This is a genomic window from Micromonospora sp. WMMD956, assembly GCF_029626125.1.
Lineage (GTDB): Bacteria > Actinomycetota > Actinomycetes > Mycobacteriales > Micromonosporaceae > Micromonospora > Micromonospora carbonacea.
In genome coordinates this window covers 7,332,289-7,351,192 of the sequence record NZ_JARUBI010000005.1, presented here as the reverse complement: position 1 = coordinate 7,351,192, position 18,904 = coordinate 7,332,289, and the positions used below count along the sequence as shown (strand labels likewise).

At 73.7% G+C, this 18,904-nt stretch carries 17 protein-coding genes; 10 read left to right on the top strand and 7 right to left on the bottom strand.

Annotated elements, in window-relative coordinates; translation table 11 throughout:
• Positions 1–5: 5 nt before the first annotated feature.
• The gene (locus tag O7628_RS31805) at positions 6–1,574 is read left to right on the top strand and encodes an oligosaccharide flippase family protein (protein WP_278136033.1); all 1,569 of its coding nucleotides are present in this window, start codon (positions 6–8) and stop codon (positions 1,572–1,574) included.
• Positions 1,571–2,416: a sulfotransferase gene (locus tag O7628_RS31800; RefSeq protein WP_278136032.1), complete on the top strand. Its 846-nt coding sequence runs from the start codon at positions 1,571–1,573 to the stop codon at positions 2,414–2,416. The genes O7628_RS31805 and O7628_RS31800 overlap by 4 nt, the downstream gene beginning before the upstream one ends.
• A 12-nt stretch (positions 2,417–2,428) precedes the next feature.
• On the opposite strand, the gene O7628_RS31795 is transcribed toward O7628_RS31800, so the two are convergent.
• From O7628_RS31795 to O7628_RS31785, 3 genes are read right to left on the bottom strand one after another with little or no spacing between them, the layout of a single operon-like run.
• Positions 2,429–3,913: a hypothetical protein gene (locus O7628_RS31795; RefSeq protein WP_278136031.1), complete on the bottom strand. Its 1,485-nt coding sequence runs from the start codon at positions 3,911–3,913 to the stop codon at positions 2,429–2,431.
• The gene (locus O7628_RS31790) at positions 3,910–4,710 is read right to left on the bottom strand and encodes a sulfotransferase (RefSeq protein WP_278136030.1); all 801 of its coding nucleotides are present in this window, start codon (positions 4,708–4,710) and stop codon (positions 3,910–3,912) included. Before O7628_RS31790 ends, O7628_RS31795 begins: the two co-directional genes overlap by 4 nt.
• Positions 4,703–5,656 (bottom strand): hypothetical protein, encoded by a 954-nt coding sequence (locus tag O7628_RS31785; RefSeq protein ID WP_278136029.1) that lies wholly within the window; start codon positions 5,654–5,656, stop codon positions 4,703–4,705. Before O7628_RS31785 ends, O7628_RS31790 begins: the two co-directional genes overlap by 8 nt.
• 222 nt (positions 5,657–5,878) lie before the next feature.
• On the opposite strand from O7628_RS31785, the gene O7628_RS31780 reads away from it, so the two are divergent.
• The 6 genes from O7628_RS31780 (at position 5,879) to O7628_RS31755 (ending at position 13,496) form a co-directional block, all read left to right on the top strand.
• A complete protein-coding gene (locus tag O7628_RS31780) occupies positions 5,879–7,123 on the top strand; it encodes a glycosyltransferase (RefSeq protein WP_278136028.1) in 1,245 nt (414 codons plus the stop codon).
• On the top strand, positions 7,120–8,157 hold the full coding sequence (locus O7628_RS31775) for a sulfotransferase (protein ID WP_278136027.1): 1,038 nt from the start codon (positions 7,120–7,122) through the stop codon (positions 8,155–8,157). Before O7628_RS31780 ends, O7628_RS31775 begins: the two co-directional genes overlap by 4 nt.
• Positions 8,158–8,160: 3 nt before the next feature.
• A complete protein-coding gene (locus O7628_RS31770) occupies positions 8,161–9,072 on the top strand; it encodes a sulfotransferase (RefSeq protein ID WP_278136026.1) in 912 nt (303 codons plus the stop codon).
• Positions 9,073–9,209: 137 nt separating this feature from the next.
• Complete coding sequence (locus O7628_RS31765) at positions 9,210–11,105, top strand: CocE/NonD family hydrolase (RefSeq protein ID WP_278136025.1); 1,896 nt, start codon at positions 9,210–9,212, stop codon at positions 11,103–11,105.
• A gap of 141 nt (positions 11,106–11,246) precedes the next feature.
• The gene (locus tag O7628_RS31760) at positions 11,247–12,830 is read left to right on the top strand and encodes a beta-1,3-glucanase family protein (protein WP_278136024.1); all 1,584 of its coding nucleotides are present in this window, start codon (positions 11,247–11,249) and stop codon (positions 12,828–12,830) included.
• Between the two features lie 201 nt (positions 12,831–13,031).
• Positions 13,032–13,496 (top strand): MarR family transcriptional regulator, encoded by a 465-nt coding sequence (locus O7628_RS31755; protein WP_278136023.1) that lies wholly within the window; start codon positions 13,032–13,034, stop codon positions 13,494–13,496.
• A 93-nt stretch (positions 13,497–13,589) separates the two neighbouring features.
• Here O7628_RS31755 and O7628_RS31750 read toward each other — a convergent pair whose 3' ends face one another.
• From O7628_RS31750 to O7628_RS31740, 3 genes are all read right to left on the bottom strand, one after another.
• Complete coding sequence (locus O7628_RS31750) at positions 13,590–14,363, bottom strand: SDR family NAD(P)-dependent oxidoreductase (RefSeq protein ID WP_278136022.1); 774 nt, start codon at positions 14,361–14,363, stop codon at positions 13,590–13,592.
• Positions 14,364–14,401: 38 nt separating this feature from the next.
• Positions 14,402–15,259: an ATP-grasp domain-containing protein gene (locus tag O7628_RS31745; protein WP_278136452.1), complete on the bottom strand. Its 858-nt coding sequence runs from the start codon at positions 15,257–15,259 to the stop codon at positions 14,402–14,404.
• 147 nt (positions 15,260–15,406) lie between these two features.
• Entirely contained in the window at positions 15,407–16,255 is an 849-nt protein-coding gene (locus O7628_RS31740) for a helix-turn-helix transcriptional regulator (protein ID WP_278136021.1), read from the bottom strand.
• 127 nt (positions 16,256–16,382) lie between these two features.
• Between O7628_RS31740 and O7628_RS31735 the strand changes: the two genes are divergently transcribed.
• Positions 16,383–17,369, top strand: coding sequence for an aldo/keto reductase (locus O7628_RS31735; RefSeq protein WP_278136020.1), 987 nt, complete (start codon positions 16,383–16,385; stop codon positions 17,367–17,369).
• An 84-nt stretch (positions 17,370–17,453) separates the two neighbouring features.
• Here the strand turns inward: O7628_RS31735 and O7628_RS31730 are convergent, their stop codons facing one another.
• Positions 17,454–18,098 (bottom strand): class I SAM-dependent methyltransferase, encoded by a 645-nt coding sequence (locus tag O7628_RS31730; RefSeq protein ID WP_278136019.1) that lies wholly within the window; start codon positions 18,096–18,098, stop codon positions 17,454–17,456.
• A 125-nt stretch (positions 18,099–18,223) separates the two neighbouring features.
• Here O7628_RS31730 and O7628_RS31725 point away from each other — a divergent pair, with 125 nt between their 5' ends.
• The gene (locus tag O7628_RS31725; protein ID WP_278136018.1) at positions 18,224–18,877 is read left to right on the top strand and encodes a TetR/AcrR family transcriptional regulator; all 654 of its coding nucleotides are present in this window, start codon (positions 18,224–18,226) and stop codon (positions 18,875–18,877) included.
• Positions 18,878–18,904 lie beyond the last annotated feature (27 nt).

Sequence of the window (18,904 nt, the reverse complement as noted above, 5' to 3'; positions counted from 1 at the left end):
CGGGGGTGCCGGAAGGTTCCGCGCGGGGCGACCAGCACGTCCGGGGAATGGCCCGGGGCGGCGGGCTCAACCTGCTCGGCGCCCTGCTCAGCCAGGCGGCGGTCTTCCTGATCATGCTGCTGCTGGCGCGGGTGCTGGGCATCCGGGAGGTCGGCCGGTACGCCCAGTGCTACGCGGTGCTGTCGCTGGCCGGGCTGCTGTCGCTGTCCGGGTTCCGGGCCGGGCTGACCCGGTTCGTGGCGGTGCACCTGGCCGACGCGGACGCCCCGGCGCTGCGCGGCACCATCCGGTTGGGACTGGCCGTCTCGGCCGGCTCGTCGGTCGTCCTGGCCGGGGCGCTGGCGGCGGGCGCGCCCTGGCTCGCCGACCGGCTGCACGACCCGGGTCTGGTCACCGGCCTGCGGCTGGTCGCGCTCACCCTGCCCGCCTCGACGGTCTGCGAGGCGGCCCTCGCGGCGACCCGGGGCTGGCGCACCCAGCGGCCGTTCACCTTCATCGGCCAGCTCTACGAGCCGGGCGCCCGGCTGCTGCTCACCGCGCTCGCCCTGGTCACCGGGGCGGGGCTGACCGGGGCCTTCTGGGCGCTGGTGGTGGCCGGCTGGTCGGCCGCCCTGCTCGCCCTGCTGGCGCTGGGCCGGCTGGTGCGCCGGGTGCCGCCGGCCCGCCCGGTGCACCGCCCGGGGGAGCTGTTCCGCTTCTCCACGGTCAGCTGGGTGTCGTCGCTGTCGTCGACCGGGCTGATCTGGGTCGACACCCTGCTGCTCGGCTTCTTCGCCAACCCGGACATCGGCGTCTACAACGTCGCCACCCGGCTGGTCACCGTCGCCATCTTCGTCCTCGCGCCGGTCAACGCCGCGTTCGGGCCGTACCTGGCGCACCTCTACCACCGGGGGGACCTCGACGACGTCCGCCGGGTCTACGCGGTGGCCACCGGCTGGGTCGTCCGGCTGTCGCTGCCGGCGTTCGTGGCGCTGCTGGTCCTCCCCGGCGACCTGCTGCGCGTCTTCGGCGGCGAGGTCGCCACCGGCGCGGCCGTGACCGTGGTCCTCGCCCTCGGCCAGCTCGTCAACGCGGCCACCGGCCCGTGTGGCACGGTGCTGAACATGTCCGGCCGGGTGGCCCTCAACATGGCCGACAACCTGGTCGCCCTGCTGCTCAACGTGCTGCTCAACCTGTGGCTCATCCCGGCGTACGGGATCGTCGGCGCGGCGGCGGCGTGGAGCGCCTCGCTGATCGTGGTCAACGTCGCCCGGGTGGTGCAGGTCCGCCACCTGACCGGCGCGCTGCCGTTCACGGTCGGGATGGCCAAGGGGCTGGCCGCCGGGGTCGCCGCGCTGCTCGCCGGCCTGCTGGTGCGCTGGCTGGTGCCGGGCTGGCCGGGGCGGCCGGCCGCCGGGCTGACCGCGATCGTGGCCGTCTACCTGGGGACCGTGCTGGCGCTGGGCCTCAGCCGGGAGGACGTGATGGTGCTGCGCACCCTGGCCCGCCGACGCCGTCGCGGCGGCCCGCCCGACGCCGCCGGGGACGATCCGGCCCCGGCCGTCGACGAGGCCGGCCGGGCGGTGTCGCGGTGAGCGCGGGGCCGCGGCGGGCCACCGTGGACCGGCTGCGCCGGATGGTACGCGGCACCCGCGCCTGGGCGCGGGCGGCGCGGCCCGGCCCGGTCGGCGCGCTGCCCGATTTCCTGATCATCGGCGGGCAGCGGTGCGGCACCACCTCGCTGCACCACTACCTCGCCGCGCACCCCGACGTGCGGGCCGCCACCGGCAAGGAACTCCAGTTCTTCAGCCTGCACTACGGTCGGGGGCCGCGCTGGTACCGGGCGCACTTCCCACCGGCCGCCCCCGGCCGCCGCAGCTTCGAGGCCAGCCCCTACTACCTGTTCCACCCCGGCGTGCCGGCCCGGGTGGCGGCGACGCTGCCCGAGGCCCGGTTCGTGGCGCTGCTGCGCGACCCGGTCGAGCGGGCCTACTCGCACTACCTGCACACCCGCTCGTACGGGCTGGAGCCGTTGGGCTTCGCCGAGGCGCTCGCCGCCGAGCCGGGGCGGCTGGCCGCGGCGCTGGCCGACGGGCCGGAGACCCCGGCGGCCCACCACGCGCTGCGCAACTTCTCCTACGCCGCCCGGGGCCGCTACGCCGAACAGCTCGACCGCTGGTACGCCCACCTGCCCGCCGAACGGCTGCACGTGATCCGCAGCGAGGACCTGTACGCCGACCCGGCGACCACCTACGCGGGCGTGCTGCGGTTCCTCGGGCTGGCCCCGTACACCCCGGCGGAGTTCGCCCGGCACACCCGCCGGGCGGACAGCGGCCCGTCCCAGCTCACCGCCGAGTTGCGGGCCGAGCTGTCCGCCGGGTTCGCCCCGCACAACGCCCGCCTCGCCGCCCTGCTCGGCTGGCCCCGCACCTGGTGAACGGCCACCGCGTCAGCGGATCGGGGCGAGGACGTCGGCCGGGGCGCCCTTCGCGCGCAGCAGCACCGGGCTCGGCCCGATCGGCAGCGCGCCGGTGCGGGCGGTCGGGTCGGCACCGACCGGGCCGCCGGTCACCCCGGCCGTGGCCGGCAACGACACGGTGTTGGTGGAGGTCGACCAGACCACCAGGGTGCTCTCCGCGCCCCGGCGGAACGCCACCCCGGTCAGCCCCTTGGCGTTCACGGGTTCGACGGTCGCGTCCCGGGCCGCCGCCGCCAGGGCGGCCATCATCGCGCCGGCCTGCCGCTGGGTGCCGTCCGGGTCGAGCAGGCCGTAGCGGACCTCCGCCCCGGCCCGGTTGTCGGGGTTGTACGCCAGCGGCAGCCAGAGCACCTCGTGGACGCCCCCGGCGACCAACTGACCGACCACCTTGACCATCTCGTCGCCCCGGGCCGCGGCGTCGTCCGCGCCGTCCTTCCAGAACTGGCCGACCTCCCACGCCTGCACCGGCACCCCGGCCGGGGTCTCCGCGCGCAGGTAGTCCAGCAGCGCCGGCACCCCGGAGAAGTGCTCGTAGAAGTGCAGCTGCCGGACGTCGACCACCCGGTCGTCGAGCAGCTTCTCGGTGACCGCCAGGTAGGCCAGGTTGCGGGAGTTCTGCGCGTTGTCCAGCGCCGCGCGCAACGCCGCCGGGTCGGCGACCGCCGGGATCAGCCGCCCCCGGGTGCCGATCCGCCGCTGGAAGTACGCCTGGTAGGCGGCGACGGCCTGGTCCGGCTGCCCGGCGCGCAACAGCCGGTCGGCCACCCCCATTCCGTACGCCACGCTGCTCATGCCCGAGTCGACCACCTTGGCCTGCGGGTCGGCCGACCGGATCGCCTCGGCGGCGGCGGTGACCAGCCGGCGGTAGTCCTCGGGGCTGCCGGCCCAGTACTGCTGCGCGTTGACCTCGTTCTCGATGGCGTACTCGCGGACCCCGTACGGGGCGTACCGCTGCACCAGGGCGCGGACGAACCCCTGGTAGGCGGCGAGGTCCCGGGGCATCGCCGACTCGGTCTTGTTGGCCTGCCCCCGGGTGAACTTCGCCGTCCCGCCGGTGGCCCAGCAGACCCCGGTGCGGATCTTCAGGTGCAGGGTGATGCCGAGCTGCCGGCTGCGCTCGGCGATCCGGTCCACCGCCGAGAAGTCCGGGCTGCCCTGGGTCTTCTCGATGTCGCACCAGCTCAGCTCGTGGTAGGTCGCCGAGCCGGAGAGCTTCTCCAGGTAGGGCACGAACTGGTCGTGGCGGGACCAGTCCCAGTGCGCGCCGAACGGGTTGCGGGCCGGCGCGCCGGCCGGTGGCGCGCCGGTGGCGCCGGCCGACGGGGTGGCCGCCGACGGGCCGGTCGCCGACGGGGCCGGGCGGGGGGCGGGCTCGTCCGAACAGGCCGCCCCGGCGACCAGGGCGGCCAGCGCCACCCCGGCGAGCAGCGCCCGCCGCCCGGTCCGGCGGCTCACCGGTAGCCCAGTTCGCGCAGGGTGGCACCCGAGAAGATCCGGACCAGCACCCGCAGGAAGGGGTCCAGTTCCCGGCGGTAGGTGCCGACCCGGGAGCCGTAGATCGGGGCGTCGGTGCCGGCGGCGGCCCGCCGACGGTCCGCCTCGGCGGTGTACTTGCCCGCCACGTCGTGCTGCTTGCCGTCGTAGTCGAGCACGCCCGCCTCCCAGGGCTCGCCGAGGAACTCGAACAGGCCCCGCATGGCCTTCTCCGGGTCGGTGACCGTCTCCTCGTAGCGCAGTTCGTGGTAGCGGTCGGCCGGCAGCCGGGCCCCGGCGGCGCGGGCGACGCGGATGTAGCGCGGCCACTTCACCACGCACTTCACCGCCGACCAGTAGCCGAACCGCTTGCGGTGCGACACCACCACGTCCCGGCCGTCCCGCACGACGTGCACGAACTGCGCGTCGGGGAAGACCTCGGCCAGGAAGTCGATGGAGAGCGCGTAGAGCGGGGTCTTGTCGGCCCAGCGGGTCTTTCCCCGGGACCGGGCGTAGTCGGCCTGGATGCCGCCGAAGAAGTCGGCGATGCGGCCCAGCCAGTATTCCCGGGGGAACCCGAAGCGGGCCAGCCGTTCCCAGTCCCGCCCGACGATGCGCTGCATGTCGGCCAGGAAGCGGGTCTCCGGGCCGCAGCTGACCCGGGAGTGCGAGTCCAGCACCAGCCGCAGCATCGTCGTGCCGGACCGCTGGCAGCCGACCAGGAAGATCGGCCCCCGGGCCGCCCCCGCCCCCGCCGCCGGGATGTGCGGTTCAGCCATGCTCCACCGCCTCCCGCCGGCCGGCCGCCGCGTCCAGCCGCCCGGCCAGGGTGGTGCAGAGCGCCCGTACCCGGGCGTCGATCTCCAGCCGGGGCCGCGCCGGGGTGCGCGCGCCGACGTGCGCGTGCAGCACCGGGTCGTACGGCAGGTCGAGGAAGGCGCACAGCCGCCGGGTGGACCCCGCCGGGTCGGCGACCAGCAGGTCGTACGAGCAGAGCAGGGTGTCCGGGCGGTCGGCCAGCCCGAGGGAGAAGTACAACGAGTTGCGCACGTACCAGAACAGGGCGGCGGCGGTGTGCGGGGTCATCCGGTCGTAGTCGAAGCCGGCGACCAGGTCCCGCGTCGGCGCGTCCAGGCGCTGCCCCTGCCAGCGGTCCCCGATCGTGCCGTCGGCGATCGCCCGCAGCGCCCGCAGGTTGGCGTCGCCGAACTTCGCCACCTCGGAGCGGGCCCGGTCGTCGACGTCCCGGTACGCCCACAGCGCCCGCCCCGGCGCGACCCCGGCCAGGTCGAGCAGCTCGTCCACCCGGTGCGTGTCGCACAGCGGCTTGACCAGCACGTACCGGTGCCGGCTGCGGCGGATGACGGCGGCCAGCACCGGGTCGGGGCGCAGCCGGAAGCGGTGGAACACGGCCCGGTCGTTCTCGTTGCGGACCTCCACCGACGGGTCGGCGTCCAGCCCCCGGGTCAGCATGTTGGTGCCGGAGCGTTGCAGGCCCACCAGGTAGACCGGGACGGCCCGGCCGGGCGGCCCGGGATGGGCCCGCCGCCAGCGCCACTTCGCCAGCGCGGTGCGGGCCCGGTCGACCGGGTCGAGCCGGTCCTCCTCGATCAGCCGCCGGACGCCCTCGGTGCGCGCCCAGCGCAGGTGCCGACGGACCCGCCGGGCGGTGTACGCCAGCGCCGAGGGCTCGTCGGGGTGCGGCACCGGGTCCTCCTCGGGCACGTCAGGCGGGGTGGGGCACACGGTACCGGCAGATCATCGTGGCTGGCCACGTGGCCGTGTGGTCGACCGGCGATGGGCCGTGTGGTCAGCTTGGGGATCATGAGCTGGACTCACGACGTGGCTGGTGCATACGGTGGGGCCCCTGGTCACCGCTGCCGTCCGGGGCGACCACCCCACCCCTGGACCCCGACGAACCGCGGCAGCCACCCCCGGAGCGGGCCGATGCGTGTCCTCCATGTCAACAAGTTCCTCTACCGGCGCGGCGGCGCCGAGGGCTACCTGCTCGACGTCGCCGAGCTGCAACGGGGCGACGGCGACGAGGTGGCCTTCTTCGGCATGACCCACCCGGACAACGACGCCCCCACCCCGTACGCCCGGCACTTCCCCTCCCACGTGGAGCTGGACCCGGCGCCGCGCGGCGCGGGCCCCCGGGCGGCGGTGGCGGCCCGGATGATCTGGTCGCCGGCCAGCCGGCGGGGCCTGGCCCGGGTGCTCGCCGAGTTCCGGCCCGACGTGGTCCACCTGCACAACATCTACCACCAGCTCTCCCCGTCGGTGCTGGCCGCGGTGCGGGCCGCCCGGGTGCCGGCGGTGATGACCCTGCACGACTACAAGCTGGCCTGCCCCAGCTACCAGATGCTCGACCGGGGGACGGTCTGCGACGCCTGCGTGACCGGCGGTCCGTTGCGCGCGGCCCGTCGCCGCTGCAAGGACGGCTCGTTCGGGGCCAGCTCGCTGCTGGCCGTCGAGTCCTGGCTGCACCGCGCCACCCGGGCGTACGGGCCGGTGCAGGCGTTCGTCAGCCCCAGCCGGTTCCTGGCCGACGTGATGCGCCGGGCCGGTGTCTTCCCCGACCGGATGCACGTGGTGCCGCACTTCGTCGACGTCGCCGCGACGGCGGTGAAGGCGGCCCCCGGCGGGCCGGTGGTCTTCGCGGGTCGGCTGGCCCCGGAGAAGGGCGTCGACGTGCTCATCGAGGCGCTCACCCGGCTGCCCGACGACGTCGTGCTGGAGGTGGCCGGGGACGGCCCGGCCCGCGCCGGGCTGACCGAGCTGGCCCGGCGGCGGGCCCCCGGCCGGGTCCGCTTCCACGGCCGGCTGGACAAGGCCCCGCTGCACGAGCTGGTCCGCTCGGCCACGGTGGTGGCGGTGCCGTCCCGGTGGAACGAGAACCAGCCGATGGCGGTCCTGGAGGCGTACGGCTGCGGGGTGCCGGTGGTCGCCTCCGACCTGGGCGGGCTGCCCGAGCTGGTCACCGCCGGGGTGGACGGCGAGGTGGTGCCCGCCGACGATCCGGTCGCGCTGGCCGCCGGGCTGGCCCGGGTGCTGGCCGACCCGCAGCGGGCGTACCGGATGGGGCGGGCCGGCCGGACGCGGGTGGAGCGGGACTTCTCCCCGCAGGCGCACCTGACCCGGTTGCGGGAGGTCTACGCGACCGCCGCGCGGACCGTGCGGGAGCCGGTGTGAACCCGCCGGTGCGGGTGCTCTACCTGGCCGGCAGCGGACGCAGCGGCAGCACCCTGGTCACCACCGTCCTCGGGCAGTACCCGGGGGTCTTCGCCGCCGGGGAGCTGCGCTACCTGTGGCAGCGCGGCGAGGTGGAGAACCGGCCCTGCGGCTGCGGCCGGCCGCTGCGGGACTGCCCGCTGTGGCGTGCGGTGCGCCGGGAGCTGCCGGTGGAACGGGCCGCCACGATCGCCGCCGGGCTGCGGGGCCGGCTGCGGATGCGCGGGCTGCCGGCGCTGCTGCGTCGCCACCGCCGGGGGGACCGGCCGGTGCCCGCGCACCCCGACGACGCGGCGCTGGCCGGCCTGTACGCGGCCGTGGCCCGGCACACCGGGGCCCGGGTGGTGGTCGACTCGTCGAAGCTGCCCCCGTACGGCGCGCTGGTCGCCGCGCTGCCCGGCATCGACCTGCGGGTGCTGCACCTGGTCCGCGACCCCCGGGCCACCGCCTTCTCCTGGCGTCGCCGCCGGGGGCTGGACGGCGACACCGATCCGGAGCTGATGAGCCGGCCGCCGGTGTGGAAGGCGGCCCTGCTCTGGCTGGTGTGGAACACCGTGACCGTCCGGCTGTGGGGTGACCGCGCCCCGGGGGGCTACCTGCGGGTGCGCTACGAGGACCTGACCGCCGACCCGGAGCCGACGCTGCGCCGGATCGCCGACTTCGCCGGGGCCGACCCCGACGGCGGCCCGTTCACCGGCCCGGCGACGGTCCGGCTGACGCCGACGCACTCGGTGGCCGGCAACCCGTCCCGGCACCGGACCGGCCCGGTGCCGATCACCGCCGACGTGCAGTGGCGGCGCGACCTGTCCCGCTGGTCGTACGCGCTGGTCACCGCGCTGACCGCGGCGGGACTGCGCCGGTTCGGCTACCCGTGGCGGCGCGGCCGCCCGGACCCGGCGGGGGACGCGCGGCCCGCGCAGGGTGGGCCGGCCGCGGCCGGCGGGCGGCCGGTGGGCGTCGGGCGGTCGGGGCCGGCGCGGCACGAGGAGGGCTGAGCGATGTTGGCGGTGGTGGTGGGCACCGGGCGGTGCGGGTCGACCCTGGTGCAGGAGCTGTTGTCCCGGCACCCCGGGGTCGGGTTCGTCTCCGGCGTCGACGACAAGCTGTCCCGGCTCAACCTGGCCGGTCGGTTCAACGGCCCGCTGTACCGGCGGTCGGCGCCGCGTCCGGCAGGGATGACGTCGCTGCGGCACAGCCGCCGGCTGCTGGAGAAGGGCCGGCTGCGGGTCGCCCCGTCGGAGGCGTACCGATTGCTGGACCGGCACGTGCTCGCCGGGTTCTCCCGCCCGTGCCGGGACCTGACCGCCGAGGATCTCACCCCGTACCTGCGGCGGCGGCTGCGCGCCTTCTTCGACGCCCGGATCGCCCGGCAGGGCTGCCGGCTGCTGCTGCACCACGTGACCGGTTGGCCGAGGACCGGGTTCCTGCGGGCCGGCTACCCGGAGCTGCGGGTGGTCAACGTGGTCCGCGACGGCCGGGCGGTGACCAACTCCTGGCTCCAGATGGGCTGGTGGGACGGCTGGCGCGGGCCGGACAACTGGTTCCTCGGCCCGCTGCCGACCGACCTGCGCCGGGAGTGGGAGGAGTACGACAGGTCGTTCCCGGTGCTCGCCGCGCTGGGCTGGAAGCTGCTGATGGACTCCTTCGCCGAGGCACGCGCGGCGCACCCCGAGGCGCAGTGGCTCGACGTGCGCTACGAGGACCTGCTCGCCGACCCGCGCGGCGAGGTGGCCCGGATGCTCGACTTCCTCGACCTGGACTGGTCGCCGGCGTTCGAGAAGGGCTTCGGACGGTACCGGTTCCACGCCGGTCGGCAGGCCGCCTACCACGAGGAGTTGGGCGACGCGCAGCTCGCCGCCGTGGAACGGGTGCTGGACAAGCCGCTGCGGCAGTGGGGCTACCGGGACTGACCGGCGCGGCGCACCGCCGTCGGGCGCGGCGCGTCGGCGTCGTCGGAGCGGGGTGGGCAAAGTTCCTACAGGTGCAGGTGGTGGTGCCGGTCGGTCGGCCCATAGCGTGCGGTTCTCGGGACATTCAAGGAGACTGCATGGCTGCAACGGGAACACCCCTCCGCGCCGGGGCGGCAGTGCTGTCCGCGGTGCTGCTCGCCGCCCTGGGCGCGGCGCCACGGGCGGTGGCGGCGTCGGACGCACCGGCGATCGTGGTCCAGGACGGGGTCACCCAGCCGGTGTTCGGCTACGCCGACGCCATCCGGGAACGCCTGTTCATCGACTCCACCTTCGACAGCGACAACGACGGTCTGCGCGACATCATCGCGTTCGACCTGATGCGACCGGCGGCCACCGCGAACGGGCTCAAGGTGCCGGTCATCATGGACGCCAGCCCCTACTACTCGACGGTCTGCCGGGGCAACGAGTCCGAGTGCAAGGCCGACCTGGACGGCGACGGCCTGCTCGACAAGTGGCCGCTGTTCTACGACAACTACTTCGTGCCGCGCGGCTACGCGGTGATCCTGCTGGACATGGTGGGCACCAACAACTCCACCGGCTGCCCCACCACCAACGCCAACCAGGACAATCTCAGCGCCAAGCAGGCGATCAACTGGCTCAACGGCCGGGCCACCGCGCGTAACGCGGCCGGCGAGGTGGTCACGGCCGACTGGCACAACGGCAAGTCGGGCATGATCGGCAAGTCGTACGACGGGTCGCTGGCCATGGCGACGGCGGTGACCGGCGTCAAGGGCCTGACCACGGTGGTGCCGATCAGCGGCCCCACCGAGTACTACGACTACGTGCGCAGCAACGGGGTGGTCACCCGGGGCAACAGCTACGTGGCGTCGCTGGCCAACACGGTCACCAACCCGGAGCGGCGGGACTACTGCAAGCCGGTGCGCGACGCGATGGCCGCCGCCGACGGCGACGAGCACGGCGACTACACCGCCTTCTGGAACGAGCGCAGCTACGTCAAGAAGGTCCCCAACATGACCGCCAGCGTGCTGCTCTACCACGGCCTCAACGACGACAACGTCCGCCCGGACCACTTCAGCAAGTTCTGGTACGCCCTGGCGGAGAACAACGTCCCGCGCAAGCTGTGGCTCTCCCAGGAGGGGCACGTCGACCCGTTCGACTCGCGCCGCGCGGTCTGGGTGTCCACCCTGCACCGGTGGTTCGACTTCTGGCTGCACGGGGTGGCCAACGGGATCATGGACGAGCCCCGGGTCGACCTGGAGCGGGCCGCCGACGTGTGGGAGACCCACGCCGACTGGCCGATCCCCGGCAAGGCCGACACCGAGGTGTTCCTCCAGCCCGGCACCACCGGGGCGGGCGGCCTGAAGCTGGTGCCGACCGCCAAGCCGGCGACCGGCGCGTTCCAGGACAGCCGTACCCAGAGCCAGAACACCATGATCCTCAACCCGGACACGGTGCAGCCGAACCGGCTGGCGTTCCTGTCCGCGCCGCTGACCGCGCCCCTGCACATCTCGGGCACGCCGACGGTGCAGCTACGGGCCTCGGCCGACCAGACCGACACCAACTTCGGGGCGATCCTGGTCGACTACGGCACCGACGAGCGGGTGGCGCACCGGGCCTCCGGTGAGGGCATCGTCACCCTGGCCACCGAGGACTGCTGGGGGCTGAACAGCCCGACCGACGACGGCTGCTACAAGCAGACCGCCAAGCGGGTCGCCACGGCCGACAACGAGCTGGTCACCAAGGGCATCATGGACGCACAGAACCGGCAGTCCATCCGCACCGCCGTGCCGCTGGTGGTGGGGGAGTCGTACAACTTCACCTTCCCGCTGCTGCCGGAGGACTACGTCTTCAAGCCGGGCCACCGGATCGGCGTGATCATCGTGGCCAGCTACCCGCAGTACTCCAGCCAGGCGGACACCACCGCCGCGAACATCACGGTCGCCCTGAAGAGCAGCAAGATCGTTCTTCCGGTGGTCGGCGGCGCCACCGCCGCCCACGCGGCCGGTCTCTGACCGGTCCCCGGGTGGCCGCCGGCGCAGCACCGCTGCGCCGGCGGCCACCCGGCCTAGGCAATCACCTATTGACAAACATTGTTAACAATTGGACCCTGCTGAGAGAGCGCTCTCCCGTCCCGTCTCCAGCGAGGTGTCGCCATGCGTCTCCGAAGAAGGCTGCTCGCCGCCGCGTCCGCACTGCTCGCCGGTCTCGCGGGCGCCGTCGTCGCCACGCCCGCCCACGCGGTCGGACCGGCCCTGCTGCCCGTCACGGTCACCAACACCACCGGCCGCAGCGATGCGGTCTACCTCTATGTCATCGGCGTCCAGCTGTCCTCCGGCCGGCTCGGCTACGTCAACTCCGGCGGCGCCTTCGCGCCGTGGACCGGCGGGCAGATCCCGCCGTCGCCCGCGCCGGACGTCTCCATACCGGGCCCCGGCAACGGCGGCAGCACCACGATCCAGTTCCCCCGTGGGTTCTCCGGCCGGGTCTACTTCGCCCTCGGGCAGAAGCTGAAGTTCTTCCTTACCCCGGACGGGCTGGTGCAGCCCGCTCCCTGGGCGGCCGGTGACGCGAACCGCGACATCCTCTTCGACTGGAGCGAGTTCACCTACAACGACTCCGGCCTGTGGCTCAACAGCTCTCAGGTCGACATGTTCGCGATCCCGCACGCGGTCACCGTGACCGGCGTCAGCGGCGTCACCAGGCGCACCGGCGACGTGGTGGCCAACGGCCGCAACGCGGTCATCGACGGGATCAGGGCGCAGCAGGGCTGGGCCAACACCGTCCACACCCGGTCCGACGGGACCGTGCTGCGCGTCCTGGCCCCCGGCAAGGCGGCCGGGGCCGGCCTGCTGAGCACCACCTACCTGGACTCCTACATCGCCTCGGCGTGGAACGCGTACACCACGAAGACCCTGACCGTGGCGCCCTTCGCCGACCAGCCGGCCATCAGGTACTACGGCCGTACGTCGGGCAACACCATGACCTTCACCAACGGCAGCGGCCAGGTGGTCGCCTCCTTCAACCGGCCCTCCTCGGCCAGCGTCTGGGGCTGCGACGGCGACCTGCCCGCGCCGAACGACCAGGTGGTCGGCCCGATCTCGCGTACGCTCTGCGCCGCGCTCAACCGGGGCACGCTCGGCACCATCGACACCCAGCCCAGCACCAACGCCGCCGACTTCTACCGCAACAACCCCACCAACCAGTACGCCCGCCTGATCCACGCCAACATGACCGACGGCCGCGCGTACGCGTTCGCCTTCGACGACGTCGGCGGATTCGAGTCGCTGGTGCACGACGGCGACCCACGTGCGGCCGGACTGGTCCTCAGCCCGTTCACCGGCGGCAACCCGGCCACCGGGGTGCCCGTGGTCAGCACCTGGAACAACAAGTGCATCGACGTGCCGAGCTCCAACTTCGTCGACCGCGCGCCGTTGCAGATGTGGAACTGCAACAACACCAACGCGCAGAAGTGGACGTTCAGCGGCACGGCGCTGAAGAGCCAGAACAACAAGTGCATGGACGTCGACGCCGGGTCCACAGCGAACGGAGCGGTGGTGCAGCTCTACGCCTGCAACGGCACCGGCGCCCAGCAGTTCACCCTGAACGGTGCCGGGGACCTGGTCAACCTTCAGGCCAACAAGTGCGTCGACATCAAGGACGCGAACGGCAGCGACGGCGCGCGCCTCCAGCTCTGGGACTGCGTGGGAACGGCCAACCAGAAGTGGCGCAGGGGCTGACCGGCCGATGCGACGGGGGTGGGGGCGGGGGCGCGAGTCGGCCCCGCCCCGTTACCCCCCCCGGCAGGGCGCTCGACGCGCCGCGAAACCCCGCCGACGACCCGGCCGGCAACTGTCGAGCCGATGAGGAAGCGGCTCCAGGAGGACCGCACCGCCAGGCGGTACGTACACCCGGCGGTGCCACGGGTTTACCATCAGCCTGTGCACGGCGGTGAAGACGTCTTCCTCTCACGGATCGCGCTGGTGTCGCGTCGGCTGAAGAGCGAGGCGCAGCGTCGCCTGGCCCGGCACGGCGTGCACTCCGGCCAGCAGTTCGTGCTCGGCCGCCTCTGGGAACGCGACGGCCTGACCCCGGGCGAGATCGCGGCGGCGATCAACGTCGAGGCACCGACGGTCACCCGCGCCATCCAGCGGATGGCGGCTTCCGGCCTGCTGCGCGTCGCGGGCGACCAGCGTGACGGCAGGCGGGTCCGGGTGTGGCTGACCCCCCGGGGTGACCAGCTGCGCAACGTGGTGCCGGCGATCACGAGGGGCCTGGAGGAGGACGCGCTCGCGCTCCTGTCCGAGCAGGAGCGGAAGACCCTCGACAGCCTGCTGGAACGCATCGTCAGGGCATTGGACCACGGCGACAGCGGCGAGAACCTGCCGGACGAAGAGCCGGACTGACCTCGAGACGACCTCGGGCGGGCCGGTGGGAGACCGGCCCGAGCGAATGAGGGTGACCCGTGGCCGGATACCGGGGCTCAGGCCTGTCTCAGGTCAGGACATGCCGCCGGTGACCCGGACGATCTCGCCGGTGATGCTCTTGTTCGCCTGGGACGCGAGGAACACCACGGCATCGGCCACGTGCTGGCAGGACGGCAGCCGGCCGGTCGGGAGGCGGGAGGTCTGTTCGTCCATGAGGGCCTGGGGGATCTCGAACGGCAGGTCCTTGCCGTCGATGACCCAGCCCGGCATGACCACGTTGACGAGCACGCCGTCGCGCCCGACCTCCCAGGAGAGGCTCCTGCTCGCGCCGTGGAGGCCCGACTTCGCCGCGGTGTAGGCGACCGAGCCGACCATGCCGCGCTCGGCGAGCGAGGTGGAGACGTTGACGATCCGGCCGCTGCCGCTGCGTCGCAGCACGGGCAGCGCGGCCCGCAGCACCTGCAACTGCGCGGTCAGGTTCGCGTCGATGAGCGTGACCCAGCTGTCGTCGGTCTCGTCCTCGAACTTCCGGGGGCCCTGGGTCGGATCGTGGTCCGCCCAGCGCACCGCGTTGTTCACGAGGACGTCCAGCCCGCCCCACCTCCCCACGACGGCATCGATCAGCCTGGCGGGAGCACCGCTGTCCTCGAGGTCGAACGGCACCGTGTGGGCGGTGCCGCCCTCCCGCTCCACCTGGGCGGCCACCTTCTCCGCAGACTCCTTGTTCGACTTGTACGTCAACGTGACGCGTGCGCCCTCCCGTCCGAACGCGATCGCGGTCGCCGCTCCGATGTTCGATGATCCGCCCGTGACGAGCACGGCGCGGTCTCGAAGGCCCAGGTCCATTCGTTCTCCCGAAGATGCTTGCCCGGCTAACTAATACGTTAGCTCAATGCCGGACTGGCGCCGTCGAGGAGCGTGGTGACGAAGTCGTCGGGGCTGATGCTGCCGGGTCGGTCGCTGACCTGGCCGTCGCCGAGTTCGATGACGCGCCAGGTGCCGTCGTGGCGTTGGGCGAGGTCGACGGTGACGAAGGGGAGGTCGAGGGCGGCGACCAGTGGGGTGAGTGTGGTCAGGTCGAGGCCGGTGGGTGGCAGGTCGTCGGGCGTGTCGGGGTGGGCCCCGATCAGTGCGCAGGCGCCGTCGATCCACCAGGTGCGTACCTCGGCGGTGGTGAGGTGTTCGAAGGCCCGCAGGACGAATCCGCCGGTGAAGTCGTCGGCGCGTAGGTCGAGGAAGCGGGTGGCGATCCGCCAGGCGGCGGCGGAGTCGTCGAGGTCGGGGATGAAGGCCGCCTCGTTCCAGTGGTGTTTCATCGACTTGGTGTAGTCGCGGAGTACGGCGGGGCCGGTGCCGAGTCGTGTCCGGGCCTGGTCGAAGGCGGTCCGGTCCGCGCCGGTGGTCCAGGTGGAGGTCGGCGTGACCGGGGCGAGCGAGGGGTACCAGCCGGGCAGTTCGTGGGCGCGGCGGTACTGCTCGGCGTCGGTGCGCAGGGACACGCCGCGGGTGGTGAGGGCTTCGGCGAAGGCGGCGTACTGCTCGCTGCGGAGCATCCAGCCGCGGTAGACCGCGACGCCGCCGGCGGGCACGGTGGCGACGGCGCGGTGCGGGTCGTCGCGGGTCAGCGCGTCGTGGTCGACCACCGCGACGGTGATCCCGGCTTCGCGGGCGGCGTGGGCCTCGGGCGCGAAGTGGGCGTCGGGCAGGCGGGGGCGGAGCGGGTTCGCGGGCACCAGCAGCATCACCCGGGCATCGTGCCGGAGAGGCGACGGCGGGTTCCACCCGATATCCGGCCGGGAGGTCGGGCAGGCGTGGAGCCGTCGGGAACGCCGGGGGACGCCGGCGGCGGGCCGGAACCGCCGGGGAGGTGCCGACCACGGGCGTCTCCGTCAGTGGGGCACCCGGGTCGGGAACTCCTCGACGCCCAGCACGCGCAGCAGGTCGAGTTTCTCCCGGGCCCCGGCGTCGGCCGGGGTGAGCACCAGCAGTTGCTGGCCGAGGTCGGGGGTGACCAGGGTTTCGCAGTCCATCGTGACGCGGCCCACGCGCGGGTGCACGAACGTCTTGCGGTCGGCCCGGCGCACCATGACCTCGTGCTCGGCCCACAGCCGCCGGAAGTCGTCGCTCGCCGCCCGCAACCGTTCGATCAGGCCGGTCACGGCCGGGTCGCCGGCCCGCCGGCCGGCCACCGCGCGCAGGTCGGCCACCTGCTGGCGGGCGTGCCGCTGCCATTCCTCGGGGCCGTGGAGGTCGCGGACGGCCGGGTCGGTGAAGTAGCGGTAGGCGACGTAGCGGCGGTCGCCGGCCAGCCCGGTGTGGTCGCCGGTGAGCAGGATCGACATGCGGTTCTGCGCCAGGACCTCGCCGAGGTCGGACAGGACCATGGCGGGGGTGTCGCCCACCAGGTCGAGCAGGCGGACCAGCCCGGCCCGGGCCAGGCGGGCGACGCCGTCGGCGGGCGGCGGCTGGTGGCCGGCCAGGTGGAACAGGTGGCTTCGCTCGTCGTCGGTCAGGCGCAGGGCCCGGGCCAGGGCACCGAGCAGCTGGGTCGACGGCTGGCTGCTGCGGCCCTGTTCGAGGCGGACGACGTAGTCGACGGACATGCCGGCGAGCATGGCGACCTCCTCGCGGCGCAGGCCGGCGGTGCGGCGGCGGGGGCCGGCGGCGATGCCGACCTCGGCGGGGCGGATGGCCTCGCGTCGGCGGCGGAGGAAATCGGCGAGCTGCTCGCGCTGCATGCCTTCATGCTGCCCGGAGACCGGGCGCCGGGCCAGGGAGCGCCGCTCCCACGACAGGCGCTCCGCTGTCGGCGGGCCGGGAAGCGGCGCAGGGTGGAGCCGAGATCGACCGATGAGGGGAGTTTCGATGCGGGTACGCACTCTGGGCGACACGGGTCCCACGGTTTCCGCGGTGGGGCTGGGGGCGATGAGCATGTCGGGCGCGTACGGCCCGGCCGACCGCGAGGAGAGCGTCGCCACCGTGCGGGCCGCGCTGGACGCGGGGATCACGCTGGTCGACACCGGCGACTTCTACGGCATGGGGCACAACGAGCTGCTGCTGTCGGAGGCGTTGCGGGGACGCGACCGGGACGGCTATCTGCTGAGTGTGAAGTTCGGGCAGCAGGTGGGGCCGGGCATGCGGTTCGCCGGTCAGGACTCCCGCCCGGCTTCGGTGCGCAACTTCCTGAGCTATTCGCTGACCCGGCTCGGCGTCGACCACGTGGACATCTACCGGCCGGCCCGGCTCGACCGGTCGGTGCCGATCGAGGACACGATCGGCGCGATCAAGGAGATGATCGACGCCGGTTACGTGCGGTACGTGGGGCTCTCCGAGGTGGACGCGGAGACCGTCCGGCGGGCGCACGCCGTCCATCCGGTTGCTGATCTTCAGATCGAGTACTCGTTGCTGTCCCGGGCGGTCGAGGCCGACGTGCTGCCCACGCTGCGGGAGCTGGGCATCGGGCTGACCGCGTACGGGGTGTTGGGTCGCGGGCTGCTCTCGGGCAACTGGGTGCCGGGGCGGGCGGACGATCCGCGTAACCACAGCCCCCGCTTCTCCGCCGAGAACGCCTCGCACAACCTCGCCCTGGTGGAGGCGCTGCGCCGGGTCGCCGACGCGAAGGGGTGCACGGTGGCGCAGTTGGCGATCGCGTGGGTGGCGGCGCAGGACCCGTCCATCGTGCCGCTGGTCGGTGCGCGCACCCGGCAGCGGCTGGGCGAGGCGCTGCCGGCGCTGGACGTGGAGCTGTCGGCCGGTGATCTCGAGGAGATCGAGGCGGCCGTGCCGAAGGGCGCCGCGCGTGGTGACCGTTACCCGGCGGCGTTCATGTCGAGCCTCGGCGTCGGCAACTAGCCAGGTCGGGTGTCGAAGTCGGCGGCGGTTGCCCGGGTCGGTCCGCTGACGACCCGGGCAGCCTGCCCGACCTGACCTGGTCGGTCAGCGGCCCGTCCAGCAGCTGAGCTCCATGCCGTCCTCGACCGGGAAGTCGACGCTGACGTAGCCGTTGCCGGGATCGCGGACGTAGGCCAGGTAGTCGCTCATCGACTCGAAGGTGGAGTCGTCGCCGACGACCAGGGCGCCCGGGGCGAGCCGGTCCTCGATCAGGCGCAGGACGGGCAGGCACATCTCCTTCCAGCCGTCGAGCAGCGCCAGGCCGATCGGGCCGTCGACCGTGCCGAGGGTGGTCAGGGCGTCGCCCTCGAGCACGGTCACGAGGTCGCTGAGCCCGGCCGCCTCGATGTTGGCGCGGGCCGCCCTGACCTTGGTCGCGCTGAGCTCGGTCGTGGTGACGTGCCCGATCCCGTTGTCGCGGACGGCCGCGGCGAGGTGGAGCGTCGAGATCCCGTACGAGGTGCCGAACTCGACCACCGTCTGCGGTCGGGCCGCGCGGACCAGGGCGTAGAGCAGGTCGCCGCCGCGGGCCGAGATCGGCATGTAGACGTCTTCGAGCAGGTCGGATCGTTCCTGGGCGGTGGCCGTGGGCGCGGGCCGCCCCGGCGAGCGCTCATCGTCGCGCTCGGCCTCGGCGAACAGCCGGACGATCAGGTCGCGGACCGCGGGGTCGTGCAGTGTCGTCGTCATGACACGTAGACTAGACGCAGCGTTGCGTCTAGGAAAGTGGTGGGTCTTGTACCGTCTCGGGAGACGTGGACCCCTCGCGGGAAAGACCCTCACGGAGACGGCACCTCACGGGGAAGGAGCGCCCGATGCACCGCGGCAACCGGCACGGCCGGAGCGAGGCGGCCCGCGAGGCCGTGCTCCAGGCGGCGGACGACCTCGTCGCCGAGATCGGCTATGCCAGGGTCACCATCGAGGGCATCGCAGCCCGGGCCGGCGTCGCCAAGCAGACGATCTACCGGTGGTGGCGCTCCAAGACCGACATCCTGGTCGACGCGTTCGCCGCCGACAGCGTCCAGGAGCTCACCCTGCCCGACACCGGAGCCTTCCGCACCGACCTGCGCGCCCACCTCGACGAGCTGGTCCGCTTCCTTGAGGTGTCCGACTCGGGCGCGGTGTTCCGGGCCCTGGCCGGTCAGGCCCAGCACGATCCGGAGCTGGCCACCCGGCTGCGCGCGGAGGTTCTGCCGCGGCTGCGCGCCCGCGACCGGGTGCCGTTCGACCGGGCCGCGGCGCGGGGCGAGCTGCCCGCCGACGCCGACGTCGACCTGCTCGTCGACCAGGTGGTCGGGCCGATCCACTTCCGGGTGCTCGTGACGGGCGAGCCGGTGACCCCCGCACTGCTGGACGCGCTGGTCGCCGGGGCGGCCCAGGGGCACCCCGCGGCGCGGACGTCGGCTGGGACGCCGGGTCCACGATCAGGCGCAGGCGTCGGTCGGTCCGGCGGCGGCGAAGGGTGCTGAGGAGGCTGCGGAACTCGCGCGTCGCCT